Origin of the sequence: Pseudomonas mandelii, from assembly GCF_024138395.1 — a bacterium.
GTDB classification, from domain to species: domain Bacteria; phylum Pseudomonadota; class Gammaproteobacteria; order Pseudomonadales; family Pseudomonadaceae; genus Aquipseudomonas; species Aquipseudomonas mandelii_E.
This window is the reverse complement of sequence record NZ_JAMYDU010000003.1, coordinates 75,946-99,236: the sequence shown is the minus strand read 5'-3', so window position 1 is coordinate 99,236 and position 23,291 is coordinate 75,946. Positions and strand designations below refer to the sequence as shown.

Annotated in this window: 22 protein-coding genes; 11 read left to right on the top strand and 11 right to left on the bottom strand. The window is 58.1% G+C overall.

Features of this window, described 5'->3' with window-relative positions:
• Nucleotides 1–8 precede the first annotated feature (8 nt).
• Complete coding sequence (parC, locus tag NHU87_RS06770) at nt 9–2,276, top strand: DNA topoisomerase IV subunit A (protein ID WP_253546796.1); 2,268 nt, start codon at nt 9–11, stop codon at nt 2,274–2,276.
• A gap of 176 nt (nt 2,277–2,452) precedes the next feature.
• Nucleotides 2,453–3,166: a PqiC family protein gene (locus NHU87_RS06765; RefSeq protein ID WP_253546794.1), complete on the top strand. Its 714-nt coding sequence runs from the start codon at nt 2,453–2,455 to the stop codon at nt 3,164–3,166.
• Between the two features lie 452 nt (nt 3,167–3,618).
• Here the strand turns inward: NHU87_RS06765 and NHU87_RS06760 are convergent, their stop codons facing one another.
• Nucleotides 3,619–5,148, bottom strand: a complete 1,530-nt coding sequence (locus NHU87_RS06760; RefSeq protein ID WP_253546792.1) for an AhpA/YtjB family protein — start codon at nt 5,146–5,148, stop codon at nt 3,619–3,621.
• 134 nt (nt 5,149–5,282) lie between these two features.
• Here NHU87_RS06760 and serB point away from each other — a divergent pair, with 134 nt between their 5' ends.
• The gene (gene serB, locus NHU87_RS06755) at nt 5,283–6,497 is read left to right on the top strand and encodes a phosphoserine phosphatase SerB (protein ID WP_253546790.1); all 1,215 of its coding nucleotides are present in this window, start codon (nt 5,283–5,285) and stop codon (nt 6,495–6,497) included.
• Nucleotides 6,498–6,616: 119 nt separating this feature from the next.
• Here the strand turns inward: serB and NHU87_RS06750 are convergent, their stop codons facing one another.
• Entirely contained in the window at nt 6,617–8,407 is a 1,791-nt protein-coding gene (locus NHU87_RS06750) for a molecular chaperone (protein ID WP_253546788.1), read from the bottom strand.
• Between the two features lie 36 nt (nt 8,408–8,443).
• Between NHU87_RS06750 and NHU87_RS06745 the strand changes: the two genes are divergently transcribed.
• Nucleotides 8,444–8,632: a hypothetical protein gene (locus NHU87_RS06745; protein ID WP_253546786.1), complete on the top strand. Its 189-nt coding sequence runs from the start codon at nt 8,444–8,446 to the stop codon at nt 8,630–8,632.
• A 21-nt stretch (nt 8,633–8,653) separates the two neighbouring features.
• Here NHU87_RS06745 and asd read toward each other — a convergent pair whose 3' ends face one another.
• The 3 genes from asd to NHU87_RS06730 all read right to left on the bottom strand — a co-directional run bounded on the left by asd (nt 8,654) and on the right by NHU87_RS06730 (nt 12,158).
• On the bottom strand, nt 8,654–9,514 hold the full coding sequence (gene asd / locus NHU87_RS06740; RefSeq protein WP_253546784.1) for an archaetidylserine decarboxylase: 861 nt from the start codon (nt 9,512–9,514) through the stop codon (nt 8,654–8,656).
• An 18-nt stretch (nt 9,515–9,532) separates the two neighbouring features.
• Complete coding sequence (locus NHU87_RS06735; RefSeq protein ID WP_253546782.1) at nt 9,533–10,348, bottom strand: rhodanese-like domain-containing protein; 816 nt, start codon at nt 10,346–10,348, stop codon at nt 9,533–9,535.
• A 277-nt stretch (nt 10,349–10,625) separates the two neighbouring features.
• Nucleotides 10,626–12,158, bottom strand: coding sequence for an HDOD domain-containing protein (locus tag NHU87_RS06730; RefSeq protein ID WP_253546780.1), 1,533 nt, complete (start codon nt 12,156–12,158; stop codon nt 10,626–10,628).
• Nucleotides 12,159–12,323: 165 nt separating this feature from the next.
• On the opposite strand from NHU87_RS06730, the gene motA reads away from it, so the two are divergent.
• Complete coding sequence (gene motA, locus NHU87_RS06725; RefSeq protein WP_253546778.1) at nt 12,324–13,175, top strand: flagellar motor stator protein MotA; 852 nt, start codon at nt 12,324–12,326, stop codon at nt 13,173–13,175.
• Between the two features lie 3 nt (nt 13,176–13,178).
• The gene (motB, locus tag NHU87_RS06720; protein ID WP_253546776.1) at nt 13,179–14,201 is read left to right on the top strand and encodes a flagellar motor protein MotB; all 1,023 of its coding nucleotides are present in this window, start codon (nt 13,179–13,181) and stop codon (nt 14,199–14,201) included.
• Here the strand turns inward: motB and NHU87_RS06715 are convergent.
• Nucleotides 14,188–14,502, bottom strand: coding sequence for a hypothetical protein (locus NHU87_RS06715; protein ID WP_253546774.1), 315 nt, complete (start codon nt 14,500–14,502; stop codon nt 14,188–14,190). The genes motB and NHU87_RS06715 overlap by 14 nt on opposite strands.
• A gap of 329 nt (nt 14,503–14,831) precedes the next feature.
• Here NHU87_RS06715 and NHU87_RS06710 point away from each other — a divergent pair, with 329 nt between their 5' ends.
• The 3 genes from NHU87_RS06710 to NHU87_RS06700 all read left to right on the top strand — a co-directional run bounded on the left by NHU87_RS06710 (nt 14,832) and on the right by NHU87_RS06700 (nt 17,157).
• A complete protein-coding gene (locus NHU87_RS06710; protein ID WP_253546772.1) occupies nt 14,832–15,101 on the top strand; it encodes a hypothetical protein in 270 nt (89 codons plus the stop codon).
• Between the two features lie 433 nt (nt 15,102–15,534).
• The gene (locus NHU87_RS06705; RefSeq protein ID WP_253546770.1) at nt 15,535–16,515 is read left to right on the top strand and encodes an ImmA/IrrE family metallo-endopeptidase; all 981 of its coding nucleotides are present in this window, start codon (nt 15,535–15,537) and stop codon (nt 16,513–16,515) included.
• On the top strand, nt 16,516–17,157 hold the full coding sequence (locus tag NHU87_RS06700) for a hypothetical protein (RefSeq protein WP_253546768.1): 642 nt from the start codon (nt 16,516–16,518) through the stop codon (nt 17,155–17,157).
• 332 nt (nt 17,158–17,489) lie between these two features.
• On the opposite strand, the gene NHU87_RS06695 is transcribed toward NHU87_RS06700, so the two are convergent.
• From NHU87_RS06695 to rsgA, 4 genes are all read right to left on the bottom strand, one after another.
• A complete protein-coding gene (locus tag NHU87_RS06695) occupies nt 17,490–17,975 on the bottom strand; it encodes a toll/interleukin-1 receptor domain-containing protein (RefSeq protein WP_253546766.1) in 486 nt (161 codons plus the stop codon).
• A complete protein-coding gene (locus NHU87_RS06690; protein WP_253546764.1) occupies nt 17,975–18,934 on the bottom strand; it encodes a caspase family protein in 960 nt (319 codons plus the stop codon). Before NHU87_RS06690 ends, NHU87_RS06695 begins: the two co-directional genes overlap by 1 nt.
• A gap of 3 nt (nt 18,935–18,937) precedes the next feature.
• Nucleotides 18,938–19,345 carry a TIR domain-containing protein gene (locus NHU87_RS06685; protein WP_253546762.1) on the bottom strand — a complete coding sequence of 136 codons (408 nt, stop codon included), beginning with the start codon at nt 19,343–19,345 and terminating at the stop codon, nt 18,938–18,940.
• Nucleotides 19,346–19,558: 213 nt separating this feature from the next.
• Nucleotides 19,559–20,590: a small ribosomal subunit biogenesis GTPase RsgA gene (rsgA, locus tag NHU87_RS06680; protein WP_253546760.1), complete on the bottom strand. Its 1,032-nt coding sequence runs from the start codon at nt 20,588–20,590 to the stop codon at nt 19,559–19,561.
• Nucleotides 20,591–20,697: 107 nt separating this feature from the next.
• Here rsgA and orn point away from each other — a divergent pair, with 107 nt between their 5' ends.
• Together orn and NHU87_RS06670 are read left to right on the top strand one after the other, a co-directional pair.
• Nucleotides 20,698–21,240: an oligoribonuclease gene (orn, locus tag NHU87_RS06675; protein WP_008068863.1), complete on the top strand. Its 543-nt coding sequence runs from the start codon at nt 20,698–20,700 to the stop codon at nt 21,238–21,240.
• A 203-nt stretch (nt 21,241–21,443) separates the two neighbouring features.
• The gene (locus NHU87_RS06670) at nt 21,444–22,055 is read left to right on the top strand and encodes a trimeric intracellular cation channel family protein (protein ID WP_253546758.1); all 612 of its coding nucleotides are present in this window, start codon (nt 21,444–21,446) and stop codon (nt 22,053–22,055) included.
• Between the two features lie 89 nt (nt 22,056–22,144).
• Here NHU87_RS06670 and queG read toward each other — a convergent pair whose 3' ends face one another.
• Complete coding sequence (gene queG, locus NHU87_RS06665; RefSeq protein WP_253546756.1) at nt 22,145–23,233, bottom strand: tRNA epoxyqueuosine(34) reductase QueG; 1,089 nt, start codon at nt 23,231–23,233, stop codon at nt 22,145–22,147.
• Between the last annotated feature and the right edge of the window lie 58 nt (nt 23,234–23,291).

Below are 23,291 nucleotides of genomic sequence, written 5' to 3'. Positions count from 1 at the left end.
AGGCCCGCATGAGCGACTCCCTTGATCTCAGCCTGGACGGTGTAGAACGCCGGTCACTGGCTGACTTCACCGAAAATGCCTACCTCAACTACTCCATGTACGTGATCATGGACCGTGCCTTGCCGCATATCGGCGACGGCCTGAAACCGGTACAGCGGCGCATCATCTATGCGATGAGCGAGTTGGGGCTGGACGCTGATTCCAAGCACAAGAAATCGGCCCGTACCGTCGGTGACGTGCTCGGTAAGTTCCACCCGCATGGCGACTCGGCGTGCTACGAAGCCATGGTCCTGATGGCCCAGCCGTTCAGCTACCGCTACACGCTGGTCGACGGCCAGGGTAACTGGGGTGCGCCGGACGATCCGAAGTCCTTCGCCGCCATGCGTTACACCGAAGCGCGGCTGTCGCGTTATTCCGAAGTGCTGCTCAGTGAACTGGGCCAGGGCACCGCGGATTGGGGGCCGAACTTCGACGGCACGCTGGAAGAGCCTTTGGTGTTGCCGGCTCGTTTGCCGAACATCCTGCTCAATGGCACCACCGGTATCGCCGTGGGCATGGCCACCGATGTACCGCCGCATAACCTGCGTGAAGTCGCGACCGCTTGCGTACGCTTGCTCGATGAGCCGAAAGCCACGATCGAACAGCTCTGCGAACATATCCAGGGCCCGGATTACCCGACCGAAGCGGAAATCATCACACCGCGCGCCGACCTGCTGAAAATCTACGAAACCGGTAAGGGCTCGGTGCGCATGCGCGCCGTGTATCACATCGAAGACGGCGACATCATCGTCACCGCACTGCCGCACCAGGTTTCGGGTGCCAAGGTGCTGGAACAGATCGCGGCGATGATGCAGGCCAAACCGTCAAAAGCCCCGCAGATCGCTGACCTGCGAGACGAATCCGACCACGAAAACCCGTGCCGGATCGTGATCATTCCGGGCGCCCGCAAAAACTTTGACCACGACGCGCTGATGCAACACCTGTTCGCCAGCACCGAGCTGGAGTCGAGTTACCGGGTCAACATCAACATCATCGGTCTGGACGGCAAGCCGCAGCTGAAAAACCTGCGCGCATTGCTGGTGGAATGGCTGGAGTTCCGGGTCCAGACCGTGCGTCGTCGTCTGCAATTCCGCCTGGACAAGGTTGAGCGTCGCTTGCACCTGTTGGACGGTTTGTTGATCGCTTACCTCAATCTGGATGAAGTGATTCACATCATCCGCACCGAGGAACACCCGAAAGCCGCACTGATCGAGCGCTTCGCCCTGAGCGAAATCCAGGCCGACTACATTCTCGACACCCGTTTGCGTCAGTTGGCGCGACTGGAAGAAATGAAGCTGCGTGCCGAGCAGGATGAACTGCTCAAGGAACAGGCCAAGCTGCAAGCCCTGCTGGGCAGCGAAACCAAGCTGAAGAAGCTGGTACGCAGCGAACTGATCAAAGACGCCGAAACCTATGGCGACGACCGTCGTTCGCCAATCGTCGAGCGTGCCGAAGCCAAAGCTCTGACCGAGCATGATCTGCTGCCAAACGAGAAAGTGACCGTTGTGTTGTCGGAAAAAGGCTGGGTTCGCTCCGCCAAAGGCCACGAGATCGACGCCACCGGGCTTTCCTACAAGGCCGGGGATGGTTTCAAGGCCTTGGCGCCCGGTCGCTCCAACCAGTTTGCAGTGTTTATAGACTCCACTGGTCGCAGCTATTCGGTGGCGGCACACACGCTGCCCTCGGCCCGAGGCCAGGGCGAACCGCTGACCGGCCGTCTGACGCCGCCGCCAGGGGCGAGTTTCGAATGCGTGCTGATGCCTGAAGACGATTCGCTGTACGTGATCGCGTCCGACGCCGGTTACGGTTTTGTGGTCAAGGGTGAAGACCTGCAAGCCAAGAACAAGGCGGGCAAGGCCCTGTTGAGTTTGCCGAACAACGCCAAAGTGATTCTGCCGCGTCCGGTGGCCGATCGTGAGCACAACTGGCTGGCCTCGGTGACCACCGAAGGTCGGCTGCTGATTTTCAAAATCAGCGATCTGCCACAATTAGGTAAAGGTAAAGGGAATAAGATCATCGGGATTTCCGGTGAACGCGTTGCCAGTCGCGAAGAATATGTCACGGACATTGCCGTTTTGCCGGAGGGTGCCACGTTGGTCCTGCAGGCCGGAAAACGTACCTTGTCGCTGAAGGCGGACGACCTCGAACACTACAAAGGTGAGCGTGGGCGTCGCGGTAACAAACTGCCACGTGGCTTTCAGAGGGTGGACGCGCTGTTCGTCGAAAACCTCAATTAAGCGTCCTAGAGCGCTCGATCTACGATTTAACGCGTAGATCGACGCTTTGCCGCTGGAGTCGGAACGCATATTCACGGATGATATGGCCTTTCAAGCGCCGGCGTGGCCGAGCGTTCTTCATATTTTTTGAGTATTTTCACTGTGGTTAGCCTTGTGGCGGCCACCTGGATGGGACGATGACTGCTCTGCGCCTTCCTTTTATTTTGATGCTCGCCGGCGTACTTGGCCTGGCGGGTTGCAGCGTTCACCAGCCGGTGTCGCTGTATCAGCTGGACAGCGGAAGTCCGGCTCAGCCTGCGCAAAGCGCTGGCATGGCGGTATTGCTGGGTCCGGTCACGGTTGCCGATTACCTGCAACGCGAAACCTTGTTGCAGCGTCAGCCCGATGGCAGCCTGCAAGCTTCGGTTGATGGTCGTTGGGCGGGTAGCCTGTCGTCCGACATCGATCAGCTGTTGCTGCGTCAGGTCGCCGGCCATCTGGACAGCCAGCGCGTCGTCCTGGCACCGGCGACATTAGGCTTCACGCCGGATGTTCAGGTTCTGTTGACGATCACGCGTCTGGACTCGGGTGCATCGCAACCGGCAATCCTCGATGCACAATGGCGTTTGATCGACCGTCGTGGTCAGGTGCGCGATAACCGCATCATTCATCTACAAGAGCAGCACGCTGGCGGGACTGCGGCTCAGGTCCAGGCTCAGGGCGTATTGCTGCAGCGTCTGGCCGAGCAGCTGTCCACGGCGCTCAAGCCGCTGGCCAACCAGCCGCCGATTGCCGAAGCACCTCGCAAACCGGCTGCCAAGCCTGTGGCACCGGCAGCAACGCCAGAGAAGCAACCGAAAATCCCGATGGCTTCACCGATTCGCACCGATATGGAAGTGTTCAGGTTCTAAGCCTGGATTGATCCAAAGCAAAGCCCGCCATTGATGCGGGCTTTGTTGTTTCTGCGGAATGAAATCTTCAGTGTTCTGATCGTTCCCACGCTCTGCGTGGGAACGCCTCCAGGGACGCTCCGCGTTCCAGCCTCACCTCATACGTCGCCTGTCCCGGCCTCTTCGCGGGCAAGCCCGCTCCCACAGAGATTGCTGTCGTACACAGGTTTTGTATTCGCAGCGGTCAATGTGGGAGCGGGCTTGCCCGCGAAGAGGCCGGGACAGGCAACAAAAAGCCCAGATCAAAAGATCGCAGCCTTCGGCAGCTCCTACATGGACCGTGTAGACCGCGGCCTTGCAGGTGCATGCGAACTTTGTAGGAGCTGCCGAAGGCTGCGATCTTTTCAGACGGTCACCAAAAAGCCCGCAGACAATCGCTCATCTACGGGCTTCTTTACAGCGGGGGCTAGCGTTTACGCCCGGCGTTCGTGCATCCGTGCCAGTTGTCGCTCCAGCATCGACGGATAAGGCTCCATCAAGCGCTCTACGCAGCACGCACCTTCAGGGCTGGCGATCGGGCGGATCCGCGCACGCTGGCGAATCAGCGCGTCGTCGCTGATCTTGCGCTCCACCAGCAGCAGGTTGCGGCTGTGTTGTGACAGGGCCAGTGCATCCTGAGCTGTTTCAGTCAGCAGCAGGTCGATCTGGCTCAAACCGAACAGTTCGTCACCCAGCGTCAGGCCCAGCTGCAATTGCAGGGTGATGCCGCTGTCAGCGACTTCGATCTGCAATTGATGGCCCAGGGCGCGCAGCAACTCACCGCAGCAGATGGCGTTGGTCAGGTAATCGTCGCCGCTGTCTTCGGTGTGGAACAGCATCAGCGTGCTGCCATCGTTCAGGGTGTGCAGTTCGCTCTGGTAAAGCGACGCGGCCTGATCGAGGCAATCGCGATAGCGCTTCAGCAGCTCTTCCAGGCGTGCGCGGGGCAGGCGGCGCAGCTGATCTTGCGCGCCCAGTTGCACGGCCAGTACCGCGCTGTGCTGCGGCAGGTTCGATACGTGCGGCTTTACGACTGGTTTTGGTGCGCTGTCTGTCGAGTCGTCACGCAGATCGGCAAACGGATCTTCGTCGTCCTCATCGTCTTCGACGGTGCTGACAATGCGCCGTGGCGCAGGTTTGAGGCCGGCGACAGGCTTGGTTTCATCGAAACTCGGATCACGCAGGTTGCGCACTTCGAAAGCCGGATCGGCTTCCTCGTCGTAATCATTATCGTCGAACTCGGGTTCCGGCACAGGCTCGGGCTCGGCCGGTTCCGGGGCGAAATTGGCGTGCAGCTGACGCGCGAGATCGCCGACCTCATCCTGGCGCTCGGTGGCCGGGGTGTATTCGTCAATATTGCGCAGCCACACCCGCAATTGCATCAGCGGCGTGGAAATATTGCGTCCCAGGCGCAGGCTCAAGGCCAGGGACAGCGCCAGCAGAATCGCACTCAGAATGCCCATGCTTTGCAGGCTGATGGTCATCGGCTGCTGGAACTGGTCCATGTCCAGGCTAATGCGCAGTTGCCCGGCGGTCACGTCCTGGAAGGTGATCTTGCTTTGGTACATGCCTTCGGCTTCGCCCAGCAGGCTATGCTTTGGGCGCTGACCGGCTTCGGCGAGGATGCGGTTATCCACGCTGTAGATAGCGGCGTGGGCCACCAGTTTGTTCTTGGTCAGGTTGTTGAGCAGCACGTTCAGGCTGAGGATGTCGTTGGATACCAACAGCTCCGTGGCCGAGGTCGCAGTCTGGGTGGTCAGGCTTTCGCCCAGTGCGTCCGCCTGCTCGTGCATGGCCTGCTTGAACTGCAAACCCATCACACAGGCATAGATCACCAGGGCCAGAGCGACCAGGATCACGTTATGGCTGGCAATGCGCAATGCGATCGGTACACGGCGATGACGCAGTGCCCGGAAGATCAGCAGAAAGAAGTTATCGGTTTTTACTGGCGTGGGCCGGTTCACTTGAGCTCGGCTCTTTGTCCGTGAAGTTGACGCGCAGTATAGCGACAGGCCCTAGGCCGTCAAAGCGCTCGCGGTGTCCGATGGTCACTGAAAATGGGTAGAATGCGGTTTTTTTCCACCTGCGGGGGTGCGCCTTGCGCGAAATCGTCCTGATAAACATCACGGGAGTCGACCGTCCGGGTCTGACTGCGGCCATTACCGGCGTTCTGGCCCAGGGTGGTGTGAATATTCTCGACATCGGTCAGGCGGTGATCCACGACACCCTGTCGTTCGGCATCCTGGTTGAAATTCCCGATACCGAACAAGGCAGCTCGGTGCTCAAGGACATCCTGTTCAAAGGCTATGAGCTTGAGCAACAGGTGCGTTTCACGCCGGTGTCCGAAGAGGATTACCAGTTGTGGGTCGGCAATCAGGGCAAGAAACGCCACATTGTCACCCTGCTGACTCGCAAAGTGACCGCCGAGCAATTGCAGCGCGTGAGTTCGATCACCGCCAAATATGGTCTGAACATCGACCATATCGATCGCCTGTCCGGGCGCATGCCGCTGGACACCCCGGCCGACAAGGGCAAGGGCTGCATCGAGTTTTCCGTGCGCGGTGAAGCGGCTGATCCGCAAGCGCTGCGGGCCGAATTCCTCAGCGTCGCGCAAGAGCTGAACGTCGACATCGCCTTCCAGGAAGATTCACTATTCCGCCGTAACCGCCGTCTGGCGGTGTTCGACATGGATTCGACATTGATCGAGGCTGAAGTCATCGACGAACTGGCCAAGGCTGCCGGTGTAGGCGACCAGGTGTCCGCGATCACTGAGCGGGCAATGTCCGGCGAGCTGGATTTCCGCGCCAGCTTCAAAGAGCGCCTGGCCTTGCTGCAAGGTCTTGATGTCAGCGTACTGGATTCCATCGGCGCCTCGCTGCGCCTGACCGAAGGCGCCGAAACCCTGTTCGCCGAACTCAAGCGTCTGGGCTACAAGACGGCGATTCTGTCGGGCGGCTTCAGCTACTTCGCCAAGCAATTGCAGGCCAAGCTGGGCATCGACTATGTGTTCGCCAACGAACTGGCGGTGGTCGATGGCAAGGTTACTGGCGTGGCTGTCGAGCCGATTGTCGATGCGCAACGCAAGGCGGATCTGCTGCGTGAGCTGGCACATAAGGAAGGTTTGCGTCTGGAGCAGACGATTGCCGTCGGTGACGGCGCCAACGACCTGCCGATGCTGGCGATTGCCGGTCTGGGTGTGGCGTTCCGTGCCAAGCCATTGGTCAAGCAGTCGGCGAAGCAGGCGATTTCCACCCTTGGGCTGGATGGCGTGCTGTATTTGCTGGGCTTCCGGGATCGCGACGGGCAACTCTGAGTTTCAGGTTGTCTGGGCGGGCCTCTTCGCGGGCAAGCCTCGCTCCTACGGGATTTGCGCCGACCTGTAGGAGCGAGGCTTGCCCGCGAAGGCATCCCCGCCGATCAAATGCCTGACGCTCAAAGCGACTTCCACAACGAATCAAATTCTTCCGCTACCCCGACCACGCCGCTCACCGCGGCGTTTTCGTTTCTGGCTGTCTCAAGCGAACGGTAGGCAAACTGATTAAAGCTGTTGGTGCTCGCCACCCGACGCTCCAGCCCGGCCCGGCGGTCCTCGCCGTTGGTATTGATCAACACTTTATTGCCTTCCTGAAACGGCAGGCGCGGAGTGAGCAGGGTGGCCGGCAGGTCGATGGCGCTGATGGCAGGCAGCATCAGCCCGCGCAAGTACTGACTGTGCTCGTCGTCGGGGCGCATCAACTGTAGGCCGCAGGGTTCGGCGCAAGGCGCGACTTGCTCGATACCCATCTGCGTGCCACCGCCCCGCACCTGGCGGATCCAGCGCACCACTGCAATGCTCCAGCCTTGACCGGCAGCATCCTCGATACCGACCATTTCCCCAGCCTGTAGCTCGGCGGGCACCGCGCCGGGCCAGGCCAGGCAATAGCCGCCAGGGCTATGATTGATCACCGGCAGCACATAGGTCGGGAAATGCTGCTGGCGGTCGGATGCCTCGTGGCTGTCATCGTTCTGAAGGTGCGGGTATTCGATCTCTTCGTAGGGCAGCAGCGTATCTGCGGTGCCATTGGGGGCGGCGTCGAAGGCATGTTTCCATTGGTCTTTGGCGCGAGCTGTCGGGTCGGTGGCCGAGAACTGTGCGGGACGGGCGCCGGGTTTCTTCAGGATGTCGTTGAACGAGCGTTGCCCGCCGAGATAAAAGTGCAATGCGCTCATACCCACGCACAGGGTCAGCGTGCCGTGGCCGACGGTGCGCTGGAAGCTGCGCTCGGCGGCTTGGCCCCAGGCGGCATGCAGGTGTTGCAGCGTATCCAGATTCAGCCCCGCCGAAACGGGCAAAGGCGATACCTTGTCGGCCGACTGTTGCAGATGGATTTCGATGGCCGCGACCAGAGGTTGCGGGTCGATCCCCAGCAAGCTCTGCTGTTCTTCGACGCGAAATTTTGAGCGGTAACGCGGCCCGGTGTCGAGATCCGGGGCGATGGCAAACAGCCCGTTGTCCGGTTTGGCCGGTTGCAGCTTGATCCACTGGCTCCAGGGTTCGAGCACCTCGGCCAGCCGGGCGATCTGGTTCTGGCGCAGTTGATTGCAACGTGAAGAACCCAGCAGAAGGGCGACGACGTAGGTTTGCTCGATACTCAGCTTTTGCGTCTGGCTGGCCAGTTCATCGCGTACGCTCAAATTTTGCAGTTGGAACTGACAGCCGATCCGATACAGCTGATGCAGTTCCAGCCACAGACCTTCGGGCACCGGACAATAGAGTTCAGTGGCGCGGATCAACGCGCCGTTCAGGCAATGGATTGCCCGTTGCAAAGCCTGGGTCAGCAGCGGTGCACGGTCCTTGCTGAAGCGCGGTGCGATGCGGATGACGATTTGTTTGTAGCCGATCGCCAAGTGGCTCTGCAGCGCCTGGCAAAGGTTGGCGATCTTGCGCGAACGCTCATCGAGCACAATCGCCTGATGCAGAAAATGCCGCTCCAGGTGCTTGCAGACGTAATGCACCTCGGGCCGCAGCAGTTCGAGCAATTGCAGGCGATTGTCGCTGGGGGTGAGCAGCTGGTTGAGTTCGCTCAAGCCTTGATACAACTGGCGAGCGGTTTCGCCGATGTTGGCTTTGGGCAGGTTGACGATCCAACGCTTGAGATCGCGAGGCGTGGCTTCGCAGAAAGACAGGCGCGACTGCGTCGGGATCGGTGCGCGTAGCAGCAGGACAGGATTGGTCTCATTCATGCCAAGGACAAACTCCGACCGGGAAATGGGCAGTGAATGACTTTGACTGTAGCAGCTATGAACGCTGGAGGGCGTGATGTTGGCTCTGCGCTTGCCCGTGTAGGAGCTGCCGAAGGCTGCGATCTTTTGATTTTGCTTTTTTACAGATGTGAAGCTGCCGAAGATCAAGATCAAAAGATCGCAGCCTTCGGCAGCTCCTACAGGGGAATGCGCCGCCCGGAATAAATCCCGGGCGGCGGATCCGGATCAGGCGCTTGGCAAGCCGATGCTCTGGCCCATTTGCACTGGCGAAAGGGCGCCCAACCCTTCAGCCCATTTCACTTGATCCGGCCCGAACAGCACGACAGCCGTAGAGCCGAGTTTGAAGCGACCCAGTTCCGCGCCTTTTTCCAGATGGATCGGTGCACGGGCGGCTTCGTCGTAACGGAAGGTTTTCAGTTCGCGTTTTGGCGGCGTGATCAGCCCGGCCCAGACCGTTTCGATCGACGCCACAATCATCGCGCCCACCAGTACCACGGCCATCGGGCCACGTTCGGTGTCGAAAATGCACGCCACACGCTCATTGCGCGCGAACAGTTCCGGGACGTTTTCCGCGGTGGTCTGGTTGACCGAGAAGATGCGGCCGGGGATGTAGACCATCTCGCGCAGGGTGCCGGCCAGTGGCATGTGCACGCGGTGGTAATCCTTCGGTGACAGGTAAATGGTGGCGAAATCGCCGCCCATGAATGGCGCTGCGTTGGCTGCGTCACCACCGAGCAGTTCCAGCACGCTGAAGCTGTGGCCCTTGGCCTGGAAAACGCGACCGTGTTCGATCGGGCCGAGCTGGCTGACGGCACCGTCGGCCGGGCTGAGGATCGCGCCTGGGGTTTGATCCAGCGGGCGAGCGCCGTCTTTCAAGGCGCGGGTGAAGAACGCATTGAAGTGCTCGTAAGCCGTCAGGTCTTCGACCAGCGCCTGGGACATGTCCACTTGGTAACGCTTGGCGAACCAGGTGGTAAGGGCGTTCTTGAACCAGCGCACGCGGCATTCGGCAATGCAGCCGGCCAGTCGCGAGAGCAAGTGGTGGGGCAGCAGGTATTGGCTGAGGATAAACAAACGCTTATTCATTAACTGTCCTTAAAAACCTTAAATTTCTACGGGCGTGTCGGGATGGTTGCCCCATTCGCCCCAAGAACCGGCGTAGCCTTTGACTCGCGGATAACCGAGCGACTTGGCGACTAGATACGTGAAGCCAGAACGGTGGTGAGTCTGGCAGTGGGTAATGACTTCTTTGTCTTTGCTGATGCCCAGTTGTTCCAGGATCTTCGGCATGTCGGTGCGGATGCGCAGGTTGCGCGCCTGATCCATGCCGGCTGTCCATTCGAAATTGACCGCGCCGGGAATGTGCCCACCCTTGGCCGCCAACACTTTTTCGCCGGAGTATTCCAGCGGCCCGCGTGCGTCCCAGATCGCCAGGTCGGCGGCACCGAGACGGCTTTGCAGGTATTCGCGGGTGGCGATGGGTTCGTCGTGCAGGGTCAGGGCGACGGGGCCACCAACCGCTGGCGGGATCTGGATCGACATGGGCAAGCCTTCTGCCAGCCAGGCCGTCAGGCCGCCGTCGATATAGTGATACTTACTGTGGCCGATGACATCCAGCAGCCAGATAAAGCGCCCGGCCCAACCGCCACCTTCGTCGTCATACACGACATAGACCGCATCGGGGTTGTGGCCCAGTTCGCCGAACAATGCTTCAAGCGCGGCTTGGGTCGGCAGCAGGCCTGGCGCAGGCGCCTGACCCAGTTGAGTACGTTTAGGATCGACAAAACGTGCCCCGGGGATATGCCCAGCGGCATAGCGGGCACTGCTGGTCAGATCCACCAGAATCAGTTCGCGGGAGTTGAGACGCGGGAGCAGGTCGCTCGGCTCGATCACCAGCGCCAAGCCAGAGAAGTCAGACATGTGAGGTCTCCAGAGCACAAAGGGGAGGATTGTAGCGCAGCGTCATGAGGGCCTGTTATCAGTTATTTCGGCACAAGAAATAACTGATAACAGGCTCTGCTGGTTAATGCCGGGCCGTAGCAGCTGTCGAGCTTGCGAGGCTGCGTTCGGCTGCGAAGCAGTCGTGAATCCGGCCTGCACGGTTTGCCTGACGTACCGCAAGTTATGGTTATACGACTGCTGCGCAGCCGAACGCAGCCTCGCTGGGGCTCGACAGCTGCTACACCGGCATCAGTCCCTAGCGATGGCTAAAGCTGTGCAGGGCTTTTTCGATGCACTGCGCGGTTTTGCCGAATGCTTGCACGGTGATTTCCGAGAACGACCCGCCGCCCTGATCCGCCACCACGATCATGATCACCCGACCGTTGTTGACCAGCGAGCGCAGCAGCAAGTGTTCACCGCTGAACTGTTTACGCAGGCTGGCCGGCAACAGGGCGGACAATTGTGCATTGTTGCCTGGCGTCAGGCGCACCTGAGCCTGTTGCGCGAGCAGGCGCTGCAGCACGCTACTCTGGCTGACCACCAGGTTCAGGCCGGCCACTTCTTTGGGCAGCCCGGCAGTCTGGTGCACGCGCAGATTGGCGTGCGTGCGGTCGGCCATCAGGATCATCACCCGGCGCATGCCACACGCCACCAAGGCGTCTCGGGCCGATGTGGTCAAGTGCATGGCATTGGTAAAACGGCTCGGCTCCACCAGCAATTCGGCGCATTGTTTACGCCACTTCGCCAGGTCTTCGGCGGTGGGCGCCGGGGCCGGCAGCAAACCGGCGTGAACGCGGTTCATGCCCTGCGGCCAGATCAGCGCTTCGGCCGGGTGCCAGAGGTCCGGCATGGCATGTTGGCGGGCGCTGTTGGCGGCCTGTTGGTGCAATTGTTGCTGCACCTCATCCATCGGCATTTGCAGATAAAGGCTGGTCAGGTATTGCCAGCGTTCACAGTGGGGGCTGTCCCAGGCCTGTTGTGCCGACAACGCCAGCCCATTGGCCAGCAGCACGGTATTGGCGGGCTGATTGAGCCAACGGCGCAGCGTCGGGTCGTCATCGAGACGGTTCTGTTGGCGCAATGGGTGATCGCTGTCACGCGCGATGCGCAGGACTTTCACCAGCTCACGTTGTTCGCTGCGCAGCAGTCGATAACCCTGCTGCACCCAGATCGGCAAACGCCAGACATCCACCAGCGCCAGACAGATTTCCAGCAGGCGCACGCCGAACAATTGCTTTTCGACTTTGCGCGCCGACTCACCCTTATGGATAACCCGCAGCTCCCACTCTTCAAGCAACTGCGGATGGGTCAACGCCATGGGCCACAGTGGCGAAAGAAACAGCAGGCTCCCCCAGTGGATGTCCTGCCACAACCGCGCCAGGCGACTGGCAAAAAAACCGTTGGCCTGTTGAGTGGCGTGCTGGCTGATCAGCTGAAGCTGGCGCAGGGCGATGGGGATTTGCGATTGGGGTTCGGCGGGCAAACGCTCGAGCAATTCTTCGGTGCGTTTCAAACCGAGGCGATTGATTGCCACCTCAAGGTTTTCAGCCGGCGTGCTCATGCTGCCATGAGTGTGGCGATTGGCTTCGCGAATCACACTCAAGGCCAGGGCCGGGCTGTCCTGCATCATTTCGGCAATGTCGCGTAGCGAGCTGCGGCTATCGCGGATAGCTTTGCAGACTTGGTCGTGACTGGTTTGCGGAACCGGCAGGCGAACACCATCGAGAAGCTTGACCCAGCCTTCGAGCGTGGTTGGTTTTGGCGTTGGGACGTTCGTTTCGTTAGCCATGGCTGGACGCGATCATTGTCTGCATTACCTGTGCCCGGCGCGGGCTAATTAGCTTTTCGATTGAACTGGCTATAGTCTGGCGCAGTTTTGCCGATAAGTAGAAGAAGAGATTTTTTAACTTCCGAATATGACCTTGAACCCGACTCAGTAAGTGCTCTCCTACCTATGGCTAAAATTATCGGCATCATCGTCGTATTCGCGAGCGTGCTCGGCGGATACGTGCTTTCCCACGGCAAGATTGCCGCGCTCATCCAGCCTTTCGAGGTGATGATTATCGGCGGCGCGGCCCTTGGTGCATTCCTGCAGGCCAACCCCGGTCATATGACGATGCACGTGCTCAAGAAGTCCTTGAGCATGTTCAGTTCGCGCTTCAACCACACCTTCTACCTGGAAGTGCTGGGGTTGATTTACGAGATTCTTAACAAGAGCCGCCGCGAAGGCATGATGGCAATCGAAGGCGACATCGAAGATGCCGCCGCGAGCCCGATCTTCGCCAAGTACCCGGCAGTCCTGAAAGATGAGCGCATGACTGCGTACATCTGCGATTACCTGCGCATCATGTCCTCCGGCAACATGGCTCCGCATGAGCTTGAAGGTTTGTTCGACATGGAACTGACCAGTCTCAAGGAAGACCTGGACCACCCCTCTCACGCAGTCAACGGCATTGCTGATGCCATGCCGGGTTTCGGTATCGTCGCGGCGGTATTGGGTATCGTGGTGACCATGGCTTCCCTGGGTGAAAGCGACCAGAAAATGATTGGCTTGCACGTAGGCGCGGCACTGGTAGGTACCTTCTTCGGTATTCTCGCGGCCTACGGTTTCTTTGGCCCGCTGGCCCACGCCCTGGGCCACGATGCCAAGGAAGAACTGAACGTCTACGAAGCCATCAAGGCCTCGCTGGTGGCTTCGGCTTCCGGCATGCCGCCATCGCTGGCAGTGGAATTCGGTCGCAAGGTTCTATACCCGGCGCACCGTCCTAGCTTCGCTGAACTGGAACAAGCGGTTCGCGGTCGCTAAGTCATGGAAAATAACCAGCCGATAATCATCAAGCGCGTCAAAAAGTACGCGGGCGGGCATCACGGGGGCTCCTGGAAAATCGCCTTCGCGGACTTTGCGACGGCGATGATGGCGTTCTTCCTGGTGTTGTGGCTGTTGTCCACGGCAACACCGGAACAGAAGATCGCCATCGCCGGTTACTTCAAGGATCCGATCGGCTTTGCCGAAAGTGGCACCCCCTACATCATCGATCTGGGTGGCTCGCCGACCCTGGCGCCAGAGAACACCCTCAACCCCGAAGTGAAATCTCAACCACAGCCAGACAAGGTCACCGTCGACGCCGATCAGGCCGAAGGCATGGCCGAGCAGGTCGAGAAGGAGCGCCTGGAACTGTTGCTGCAAGAGTTGCAGAACAAGGTTGAAGAAAACCCGCAGTTGCAGAAGTTCAAGGATCAGATCCTCTTTGAGATCACGCCGGACGGTTTGCGCATCCAGATTGTGGACGCCGAAAACCGCCCGATGTTCGACTCCGGCAGTGCGCGTCTGAAGCCGTATTTCGAAGACATCCTGCTGGCCATGGCCGACACCATCAAAGCGGTGCCGAACAAGATCAGCATCAGCGGCCACACCGATGCCAAACCGTACTCGAGCACCGGCGATTTCGGCAACTGGGAACTCTCGGCCAACCGCGCCAACGCGGCTCGCCGTGCATTGATCGCCGGCAGCTATCCGGACACTCAAGTCGCACGAGTCGTGGGTTATGCCTCGTCAGCGCTGTTCGACCGGGAGAACCCGTTCAACCCGGTCAACCGGCGGATCGACATCGTCGTGCTGACCAAAAAAGCCCAGCGTGCCATCGAAGGTTCGCAAGGTGCCGAACCTGCGCCAGCGCCGACGCAAGGGCAGGGTGGCCCGGGCGAAGTGCCCGCGCCGCCAGTCGATCCGAATGCATTGCCGGCGGATAAGGAACCGCTGCCGGCTCATGAGCTTCGTGAGCGGTTGAATTTGTTTGATGATCCGAAACCAGTAGAACCTATGAAGCAGTGACCCACAAAAAAGCCGACAGCGATGTCGGCTTTTTTGTGCCTGCTGGCAGTAATGGATTGGTTTGGATTCCGGCCTTTGATTCATCCGGGTCTGGGAAGTGTTCTTGGACAGTGTTCGCGAGGGCATTGTTCTTACCTCCATCACGCGCCATAGCCTCATATGAACATTTGATGCTGCTGATCATTTTCGTGGCAACACGAAAATGATCAGCATTGGCAAAGGCAGTCAGTAATTCGTCAATGACTTCATGCTCACTCGTTATGTCTATTGCCTGTTGCCTGCCTGATTGCGGTAAAATCAAGGAATGAGGCTTTGTTCCGAGAATGGTGTAGGACGGCTCCGAGACCCGTAATCTGGGTTTTACTTCGCTTGGAGCCTCGCCTATAGTTCGCCCGTCGCCGACGAATCGGTGATCGACTTTAGCCGGTCGTTACAGATGATGCACAAGCGCCCGTTTAGACGCGGCGCTTTTTGCTGCCTGGCATTTTCATGTCTATGGTGGCTGTGCGTGGGACACCCTCGGGTGTGCCGGGTGCATCTGTCCGGTCGGCTAACCCGCGTACAGCTACCACCCCAATTCGTTTAGCCGCGAAGGGGTGGGAGTTTCACCTATCAGATGAGATTCAAGCCATGTCCAAATACCACCCGCTCCAAGGTAACTTCAGCGTCGGGCCCACACTGTACATTGACACCGAAGCCCGCACTTCCGATCTTCTTGAGACCGCCGTCCACCGAATCAAAGCAGCCCGTAATCTACTTAACAGCATCAGTTGTCTGTGTGTGAAGGATGCAGAAGGTCACGACTTGGAACATTTCGCCATTGCTGCACACATGTTGATTCAGGATGGCTGTGACGCCTTGGATGCGCTGGGCTGGAAGCTGGAAAAAGCTGCACGCTGAAGATCAGCAAGCCGCGATCATCGCGCAATTCAGTTCCGGCCTACACACCTTTCTGACCCCAACGCTTAGGGGGATGGTGTCCCCTATTTATGGACACCATTTTTAGCCTCGACAGCGGGTCGCCAGGTGTCAACGCGTGCGGGTAGTAACCATGAGTTTGATTCAGCCTTCAGCCTCAATTGATTCATTTTTTTTCGCACGCTATCACGAGCGCTGATAGCGTGCGTAAATCCTGTTATGTGGCCGTCAACTCGAAGAACCTGTGCTCCGGTGGTTCGCGGACCGACTCCGACGAGCAGCATGGTCCGCATCTCTGCATAACTTGCAACTGCTACAAAGAATCTATACTGTCCCGTGAGTTTTGCGGCAAGACATGATGTCTACTGCTTTAGCTACCCATTTCATGTGATGCCATTCTAGGGAGGAGGGATCTATGACCACAGTTCAGAACCTTTACTCCGCCTTAGACAAGCAGGGCATTTCGAAAAGAAAGCTCGCTCTCCTGCTACCTGAGTGGTGGACAGATGAGGTAGAGGCGTCACCGTCAGGTGTGCAGCAAGCCAAGGTTTATTTGGCCAAAGCATTAAGTCTGCGTATGCGTCCGTTCAGTGAGACGCCTCCTCGGATTGAATTCGACTTACCGGCAGATAAGCGATTCAAAAAGTCTGCCAAAACCTCTGAAGCAGATGTGAATCTTGCGGTTGCCTTGGCTCGCAGCGCCTCGCGCCTCGCGCTTTCTGCACTCGATACTCAATTCGCACCGCCTCCACCGGACGCACTGGCGATTCGTGAGCACTTGCTTTTGTCGGGGGCTCCTTGGGTGAGCTTGTCTGCTTTGCTCGACTATTGTTGGAGCATTGGTATCCCAGTCATCCACCTGGCTACACCTCTGCTCGGCCGAAAAATGGATGGCATCGCCATGGCGATCAATGGTCGGCCATCGATCGTCCTTTCTAACAATAGAAAAAGCGGTTTCTTGCTTTTCCATTTGGCACATGAGCTTGGGCATATTGCTTTGGGGCATGTCGGCGCAAATGGAACGATTGTCGATGATGAAATCAAGAAAGATGGTGCGCTAGACAAAGATGCCGATGAACTTGCCGCGGACCAGTTTGCGATCCAGTTATTAACCGGTAACACTCACGGTAATTTTAAGCTTCAGCAACTGATGAAAACGGCTATGTTGGCGCGATTGGCAATACAGTATGGAAAAGATCATAAAATTGATCCTACGCATATCGTTTTGAATTGCGCCCATAACGACAAACGCATTTTTGCACTGTGTGTTTCTGCCGCAAATTTCATCGCTGGAGAAAGCACTGACCAAGAGATGGTTACAGATTTTGTTTTTCGGCAGCTTCAAGAGAATCTCAAAGACGACAGTGAGCATTTACTGCGGAAACTGATCGCATAAATGATTCTTCTCACCGACAACGACATACTGGTAAAGCTTTCTCAATGTGACTTGATTGAGGAAGCTTTGTCAGTTTTTCAGTGTGGACTTGGTGAGTGCTATGTTCTAGACAGTGCCAAACACTCTCTCTACTTAAATGACGTAGAAAAGTGCGTATCCAAACGCGTCGGTAGCTACCAATCCTATGATCGCCTTTGCAATCTCGTCCATTCATGCCGCGTGCTTGGTGCGGCCGATGAAGATCTGGATTTCATGGACGAATTGCTTCAAATCGACAGCATCGACGATGGCGAGCTTTTACTGTTGATGCATGCTTTCTCTCTCTATCAAAATCAACAGCCTTACTCCTTTACCACGGGTGATAAACGCGCACTCGTCGGTATATTGATGTCGCAATCAGATAGAGCAAAGCAGATACTTTTCCAGCGGGTGGAATGTGTCGAGTCAATCATTTTGAAAGCAATTCGAATTTACGGTTTCCCGCACATCAGCACAAAGCTCATACAAGCTCAGGCTCTTGTGGCTGCGGAAAAATATGACAAGGTTCTGAGAATGGCTTTCGGTGCTGGGCGTGATGAACATCACTCTAATAACTGTCTTTCTCAATACCTCGCGCCTGTCGGTCAATTCATCAAGCCCTAACTGATATATGAACTCGCGGCCCTCCAGAGCACTGTTAAATGCTCAGAAGGACTGCTCGATACACGTAGTTAATCAGACAAAAATGGCATCGGCGGACCAGAAGGCTTTTCGGTTACCTCAGCGCCAAATATTGCGTGCTGCAACGAACCATGAGCATTTGATCTGACATCAATCCCATCTCCCTCTTCAATATTCTTAATCGTTATGTTCGCTCCGCCACTTTTCAACTTTCGAAAATCCGGTGCCGAAACAGGTTGAACGGTTGAACGGTTGAACCACTCAAGAAAGTGACCTACAAAAAAGCCGCGATGATCGCGGCTTTTTTGCGCCCGTCAGAAACCCCGTCGAATGCGGTTCTTGAGCTGCTCGTGGAACAGCTCGGCATTGCCTCTGTAGGTGCGGTAAAGGGATTCATTGATCGAGCCCAGCGTCATTGAACGCTTGGTCGCCACTTCTTCACGATAGGCGTCAATGAAAAACTCCAGATCTTTGTCGGTGCTGAGCTTTGGCCATTTATCGAGGTACAGCGGCAGCTCCGCCGGTCCGGTCTTGAATGAGCAGATGCGGCGATTGCTGATGGTCGCTTCACCGATTTCAAACGGCACCCACCACGACAGCGCGGTCTTGTCCGAGACTATCGCCATCAGATGCGTGCACGCGGTGATGTTGCGGGTGATGACCCCGGTGATGTCGTCAGTGGTCTGTGACTCCGGATCCAGCACGTCGAAGTAAGTCTTGATGTTGGCCTGAATAAGACGAGCGTTGATAGCGATGGCGTGGGGGCGATCGCTATGGCGGTAGCTGATAAACACAGGCATCAGAAATGTCCCTTGAGCGCGAGTTCGCGGTAATAGGCGCCGAGGGCGGTGAGGCGGCAACCGGTGGAATGGAGGGCGGCGTAGTACATGTGTTCGGCGTCCACCGGTTCGATCAGGCTGTGGCGGTTGCACTTTTGCAGTTGGGCAAAGACATCGCCGTGCTCCGGGTCGAACGTGGCTTCGGTAGGTTCGTAGCTTGGATCGAGGGCGAACATTGATTCCGCCTCTTCAAACCAATCAGGCAGTTTGCGCAGAATCTCTTTGGGGATCAGCGGCGAGACTTCGCGCAATGAAATGAACTGCGACACATTGGTCTTGAACACCGGGCGCTGTTCCCATGCGTCCAGAGCGTTGTCGACGAATGAATAGAGGCTGCCGGGGGTGATCTTTCCCAATATGTTCGCGGCGCCGCCGTGCAGTGCTTGCAGCAACAGCCCCGTGAAGATCCCGTGGTTGGCGCCCTCCATCGCCGGTTCTTCCTTTTTGCACGCGGTGAGGATGGTCATGCCTTCGCACACCATGCTGCTTTCGCTGCGTAGCGCCCGCACTTCTCCCGCCGAGCCCGCCTGGCAGCAGTCGAGAATAATCACTTTGTTTTTGATTTTTACGGCTTTGGTCGCCCAATTCAGGATGTCGCTGATGCGAATTCCATCCTTGGCGGATTTGTAGTCCTGGGGGATCAGCATGCCTTCGTCCGTATCGACGTCGAAGTTGCCGTGACCGGCGAAGTACAGCAGCGCAACGCTGCAATCACCTGAAAACAATTCCTGGATATGCCCTTCGAGCTTTTCACGGCTCAGATAATCTTCGGCGGAAGTCAGGACCAGGTTCTTGAAATTCGGATCGCCATTGGCGTCGGTTTTCAGCACCGAAGCCATGGCCATCGCGTCGTTGTTGCAGCCACTCAATTGCGAAACATGGCTGTAGTTATTGATGCCGATGAACAGTCCCTTGCGCATGGTTCAGCCCGCCGCGTGAGTGCGAATGGCACTGATGATGCTGTTGGTGTTCCACGCGCACTCCGCATGTGCAGCCCGGCGCACCACCGTGGAAATCCGCTCCGCACCAAAGGGCTTGATCGCAATGATCACTTTGCCCATGCGCTTGGCGATCTCGATTTCCTTGTTGATCCACTTGCTGTAGGTCGAATACATCCCCGCCATGATCAGCACTGCCGAACAGAGCCGAATCTTGTTTTCGATGGCTTCTTCAAGTTGTTTGTCGGTTTTCGCGCCGATGATCGGGTTGTCCGGTGGCACCGAAAAATTCTTGAACGTGAAGTCGGGCTTCGCATTGAGCAGGCGGACCAGATTGTCGTGGGCGTCAGGGTGGTTCCACGAGTGGCTGATGAACAAATGATAGGTTTGCATGGCTGTCCCTCGGTATCGCCAGAAATGCGCTGAGGGCTCGAATGTATGCACTTGAGTGGCCGCAACAAGGCCTTGGCGGTTAAAGAGACGCGTCCTTCAGGCAGGCGCGAAGAAGCCTTACAGAAAGGTCTGACGTTTAATTGAGGAAGTTTTTGTAGGATGCCACGAACGGCCTACCGCCCCGTCAGAGTCAGGGGCGGCTGGCGCGTCTGTTTAATAGCTGCTTTCAGGCAAACTGGCGATGATCGAGCGGTAGCTGTTCATCCGTTGCTGCTGCACGCGGCCCTCTTCCAGGGCCTTGAGCAGCGCGCAACCCGGCTCGCGGTCGTGCTTGCAGTCACGAAAGCGGCAGGTGCCGATCAGGTCGTTGAACTCGATGAAGCCGGCTTCGACATCGGCACGGCTGACGTGACCCAGGCCGAATTCCCGAATACCCGGGGAGTCGATCAACTCACCGCCACCGGGGAAGTGGAACAACCGCGCGGTAGTGGTGGTATGGGTGCCCTGGCCCGACAGCTCGGACAGCGGGCCGACGCGGGTGTCGACTTCCGGCAGCAGGCTGTTGACCAGAGACGACTTGCCGACACCGGACTGGCCGACGAATACGCTGATATGCCCGTCTAGCTGCTTCTGCAATTGCTCCATGCCATTGCCGTGGTGGGCCGACACTTCCAGTACCGGATAACCCAACGTGCGGTAAACCGCCAGTAAGGCATTCAGTGCCGTGGCGTTCTGCTCGTCGATCAGGTCGAATTTGTTCAGCAACAGCAGCGGCCGAATACCCGCGTGTTCTGCGGCGACCAGATAACGGTCGATCAGGTTGGCGTGAGGCTCGGGCAGCGGGGCGAAGACGATAACGATCAAGTCGACGTTTGCCGCCACCGGCTTGAGTTGGCCACGGCTGTCCGGACGGCAGAGCTCGGTCTTGCGCGGCAGTTGCGCCACGATCACGCCGATGCCCTGGTTGCCAGCACGCCACACGACCTGATCGCCGGTCACCAGCGCTGGCAGGTTGGCGCGCAAATGGCAGCGGAACACCTGGCCGGCCAAGTCGCCATCGAGGGCCTCGACTTCAACCTGCACACCGAAGTGCGCGATCACCAGGCCCGTCTGTTCCGGACCCAGGTCGCCGCCTTCGAGTGCCTCGACAGCCGAGGACTCGCGTTTGGCGGCGCGGGCAGCGCGCTCGCCCTGAATCTTTTCGATGCGCCAGTTTTGACGACGATTGAGTTGGCGTTTGGCCATGGGTGTTCCGTATCGAGAATGCAGCGATTAGGTAAAACGGCCGCGAGTTTAGCACGCCCAGTGGCCTCCCTAGGCTAAACTGCGCACCTACGCCGAGGAGCCGACCCATGCAAAACCCGCTGAACCTGATCTGGATCGACCTGGAAATGACCGGTCTGAATCCTGATACCGACGTCATCATCGAGATGGCCACTATCGTCACCGACAGTAATTTGAACACCTTGGCCGAAGGTCCGGTGATCGCCATTCATCACAGCGACGAGATCCTCGCCGGCATGGATGAGTGGAATACCCGTCAGCACGGCGGTTCCGGGCTGACCCAACGGGTTCGCGACAGCCGCATCAGCATGGCCGAAGCCGAAGCCGAGACCATCGCCTTCCTGGAAAAATGGGTGCCGAAGGGCAAGTCGCCCATCTGTGGCAATAGCATCTGCCAGGACCGTCGCTTCCTTTATACCCACATGAAATCCCTGGAAAGCTATTTCCACTACCGCAACCTCGACGTGTCGACCCTTAAAGAGCTGGCCGCGCGCTGGGCACCGGACGTACGCGACAGCTTCAAAAAGGGCAGCACCCACCTGGCCCTGGACGACATCCGCGAATCGATCGCCGAGCTGCAGCACTACCGCAAGAATTTCATCAAGTTCTGATGGGGTGGTGCCTGCTCTGACGCCTTCGCGGGCAAGCCTCGCTCCTACAGCTTTATGTCGTTCGCGCAATGTGCGCACGACGAAGACTTGTAGGAGCGAGGCTTGCCCGCGAAGAAGGCGACGCGGTTCATCAGAGTAAATGCCCCCTTTTGGTGCCCTGACGATCTGAGTAGACTGCGCGCCTTCCTGCAAGGACCGCCACCATGTTGCTGATGCTCTACCTGATCGCCATTACTGCCGAAGCCATGACTGGCGCCCTGTCTGCGGGCCGTCGCGGCATGGACTGGTTTGGCGTGGTGCTGATCGCGTGCGTCACGGCGTTGGGCGGTGGTTCGGTGCGTGACGTGCTGCTCGGCCACTACCCGCTGACCTGGGTCAAACACCCGGAATATCTGGTGTTGACCTCGGTCGCCGCAATGTTCACGGTTTTTACTGCCCGCTGGATGCGCCACTTGCGCTCGCTGTTTCTGGTGCTCGACGCGGTGGGCCTGGTGGCGTTCACCCTGATCGGCTGCATGACGGCCCTGGAAATGGGCCACGGCATGCTGGTGGCCTCGGTCAGCGGCGTGATCACCGGGGTATTTGGCGGCATCCTGCGAGACATCTTCTGCAACGACATCCCGCTGATCTTCCGCCGCGAGCTCTACGCCAGCGTCTCGTTTGCCGCGGCGTGGTGCTATCTGCTCTGCATCTACCTGCAATTACCCGGTGAACAGTCGATCCTGATCACCTTGTTCGGCGGCTTCCTGCTGCGCTTGCTGGCGATCCGTTTCCACTGGGAAATGCCGAAGTTTGTTTATAATGACGAGGCTTGATCGAAGGTTGCTGGTCGTGTGTGCGATTTACTCTTAACGGGGTAATTCGACTTCAAATGGGGTAATTCATCGTCTAATTACCCCATTTGTTAAGGGCGTGATCCATTGTTGCCAGCGCGTTGCTCATGTTGCTTCAACGCCCACTCGACATGCTCGCGCACCAGCTCAGACGGATAGTCCCGCCGTGCCTTCAGCGCTTCCAGCACCGGAATACTCGACGGCGCATTACCCAGGCCGACCGCCAGATTGCGCAACCAGCGCTCGTAACCCGCGCGTCTGAGTGGTGAACCCTCGGTGCTGCTGAGGAACTTCTCTTCGTCCCACATGAACAGTTCGGCCAGTTCGGCGTTGTCCAGGTTATGCCGGGGTTTGAAGTCGCTTTCCCCGGAAGGTCGGGCGAAGCGGTTCCATGGGCAGACGATCTGGCAGTCATCGCAACCGAACACCCGATTGCCGATCAATGGCCGCAAATCTTCAGGAATCGCACTTTTCAGTTCGATGGTCAGGTACGAAATGCAGCGTCGGGCATCCAGCAAATACGGACCGACGAAGGCATTGGTCGGGCAGATGTCCAGGCAGGCGGTGCAGCGGCCGCAGTGTTCGGTGGCGTGGGGCGGGTCGACCGGCAGCGGCAGGTCGACGAACAGTTCGCTGAGGAAGAAGTAGCTGCCGGCCTTGCGATTCAATACCAGCGTGTTTTTGCCGATCCAGCCAAGGCCAGCCTGTTCGGCGATGGCTTTTTCCAGTACCGGGGCGCTGTCGACAAAGGCGCGGTAGCCGAACGGACCGATCACCGCCTGAATTTTTTCCGCCAGTTGTTGCACGCGTTTACGGATCAATTTGTGGTAATCGCGGCCCAAGGCATAACGCGAGACGTAGGCTTTTTCCGGTTCGGCCAGGCGTTTGGCCATTTCGGTGTCGCCCGGCAGGTAATCCATGCGCAGGGAAACGACTCGCAAGGTGCCCGGCACCAGTTCTTCCGGGTGTGAGCGTTTGCTGCCATGGGCGCCCATGTACTCCATTTCGCCGTGGTAGCCGGCTTCGAGCCAGCGCTCCAGGTGCTGCTCATGCTCGGCCAGGTCGAGGCCGCTGATGCCGACTTGCTGAAAGCCCAACTCGCGGCCCCAGTCCTTGATGGATTGGGCGAGGGCAGGCAGGTCTGTAGTAATAGCGGGCATGAGGCGAGAGAAACCGGAGCTGAGATGCGTATAATTCTGCCAGACATCGGAGCCTGAA

Bases quoted from the DNA above. Each gene is read 5' to 3' on its own strand.
- parC (WP_253546796.1), top strand. From the start codon at position 9: ATGAGCGACTCCCTTGATCTCAGCCTGGACGGTGTAGAACGCCGGTCA.
- NHU87_RS06765 (WP_253546794.1), top strand. From the start codon at position 2,453: ATGACTGCTCTGCGCCTTCCTTTTATTTTGATGCTCGCCGGCGTACTT.
- NHU87_RS06750 (WP_253546788.1), bottom strand. From the start codon at position 8,407: ATGAATGAGACCAATCCTGTCCTGCTGCTACGCGCACCGATCCCGACG.
- NHU87_RS06745 (WP_253546786.1), top strand. From the start codon at position 8,444: ATGACTTTGACTGTAGCAGCTATGAACGCTGGAGGGCGTGATGTTGGC.
- asd (WP_253546784.1), bottom strand. From the start codon at position 9,514: ATGAATAAGCGTTTGTTTATCCTCAGCCAATACCTGCTGCCCCACCAC.
- NHU87_RS06735 (WP_253546782.1), bottom strand. From the start codon at position 10,348: ATGTCTGACTTCTCTGGCTTGGCGCTGGTGATCGAGCCGAGCGACCTG.
- NHU87_RS06730 (WP_253546780.1), bottom strand. From the start codon at position 12,158: ATGGCTAACGAAACGAACGTCCCAACGCCAAAACCAACCACGCTCGAA.
- motA (WP_253546778.1), top strand. From the start codon at position 12,324: ATGGCTAAAATTATCGGCATCATCGTCGTATTCGCGAGCGTGCTCGGC.
- motB (WP_253546776.1), top strand. From the start codon at position 13,179: ATGGAAAATAACCAGCCGATAATCATCAAGCGCGTCAAAAAGTACGCG.
- NHU87_RS06710 (WP_253546772.1), top strand. From the start codon at position 14,832: ATGTCCAAATACCACCCGCTCCAAGGTAACTTCAGCGTCGGGCCCACA.
- NHU87_RS06705 (WP_253546770.1), top strand. From the start codon at position 15,535: ATGACCACAGTTCAGAACCTTTACTCCGCCTTAGACAAGCAGGGCATT.
- NHU87_RS06700 (WP_253546768.1), top strand. From the start codon at position 16,516: ATGATTCTTCTCACCGACAACGACATACTGGTAAAGCTTTCTCAATGT.
- NHU87_RS06695 (WP_253546766.1), bottom strand. From the start codon at position 17,975: ATGCCTGTGTTTATCAGCTACCGCCATAGCGATCGCCCCCACGCCATC.
- NHU87_RS06690 (WP_253546764.1), bottom strand. From the start codon at position 18,934: ATGCGCAAGGGACTGTTCATCGGCATCAATAACTACAGCCATGTTTCG.
- NHU87_RS06685 (WP_253546762.1), bottom strand. From the start codon at position 19,345: ATGCAAACCTATCATTTGTTCATCAGCCACTCGTGGAACCACCCTGAC.
- rsgA (WP_253546760.1), bottom strand. From the start codon at position 20,590: ATGGCCAAACGCCAACTCAATCGTCGTCAAAACTGGCGCATCGAAAAG.
- orn (WP_008068863.1), top strand. From the start codon at position 20,698: ATGCAAAACCCGCTGAACCTGATCTGGATCGACCTGGAAATGACCGGT.
- NHU87_RS06670 (WP_253546758.1), top strand. From the start codon at position 21,444: ATGTTGCTGATGCTCTACCTGATCGCCATTACTGCCGAAGCCATGACT.
- queG (WP_253546756.1), bottom strand. From the start codon at position 23,233: ATGCCCGCTATTACTACAGACCTGCCTGCCCTCGCCCAATCCATCAAG.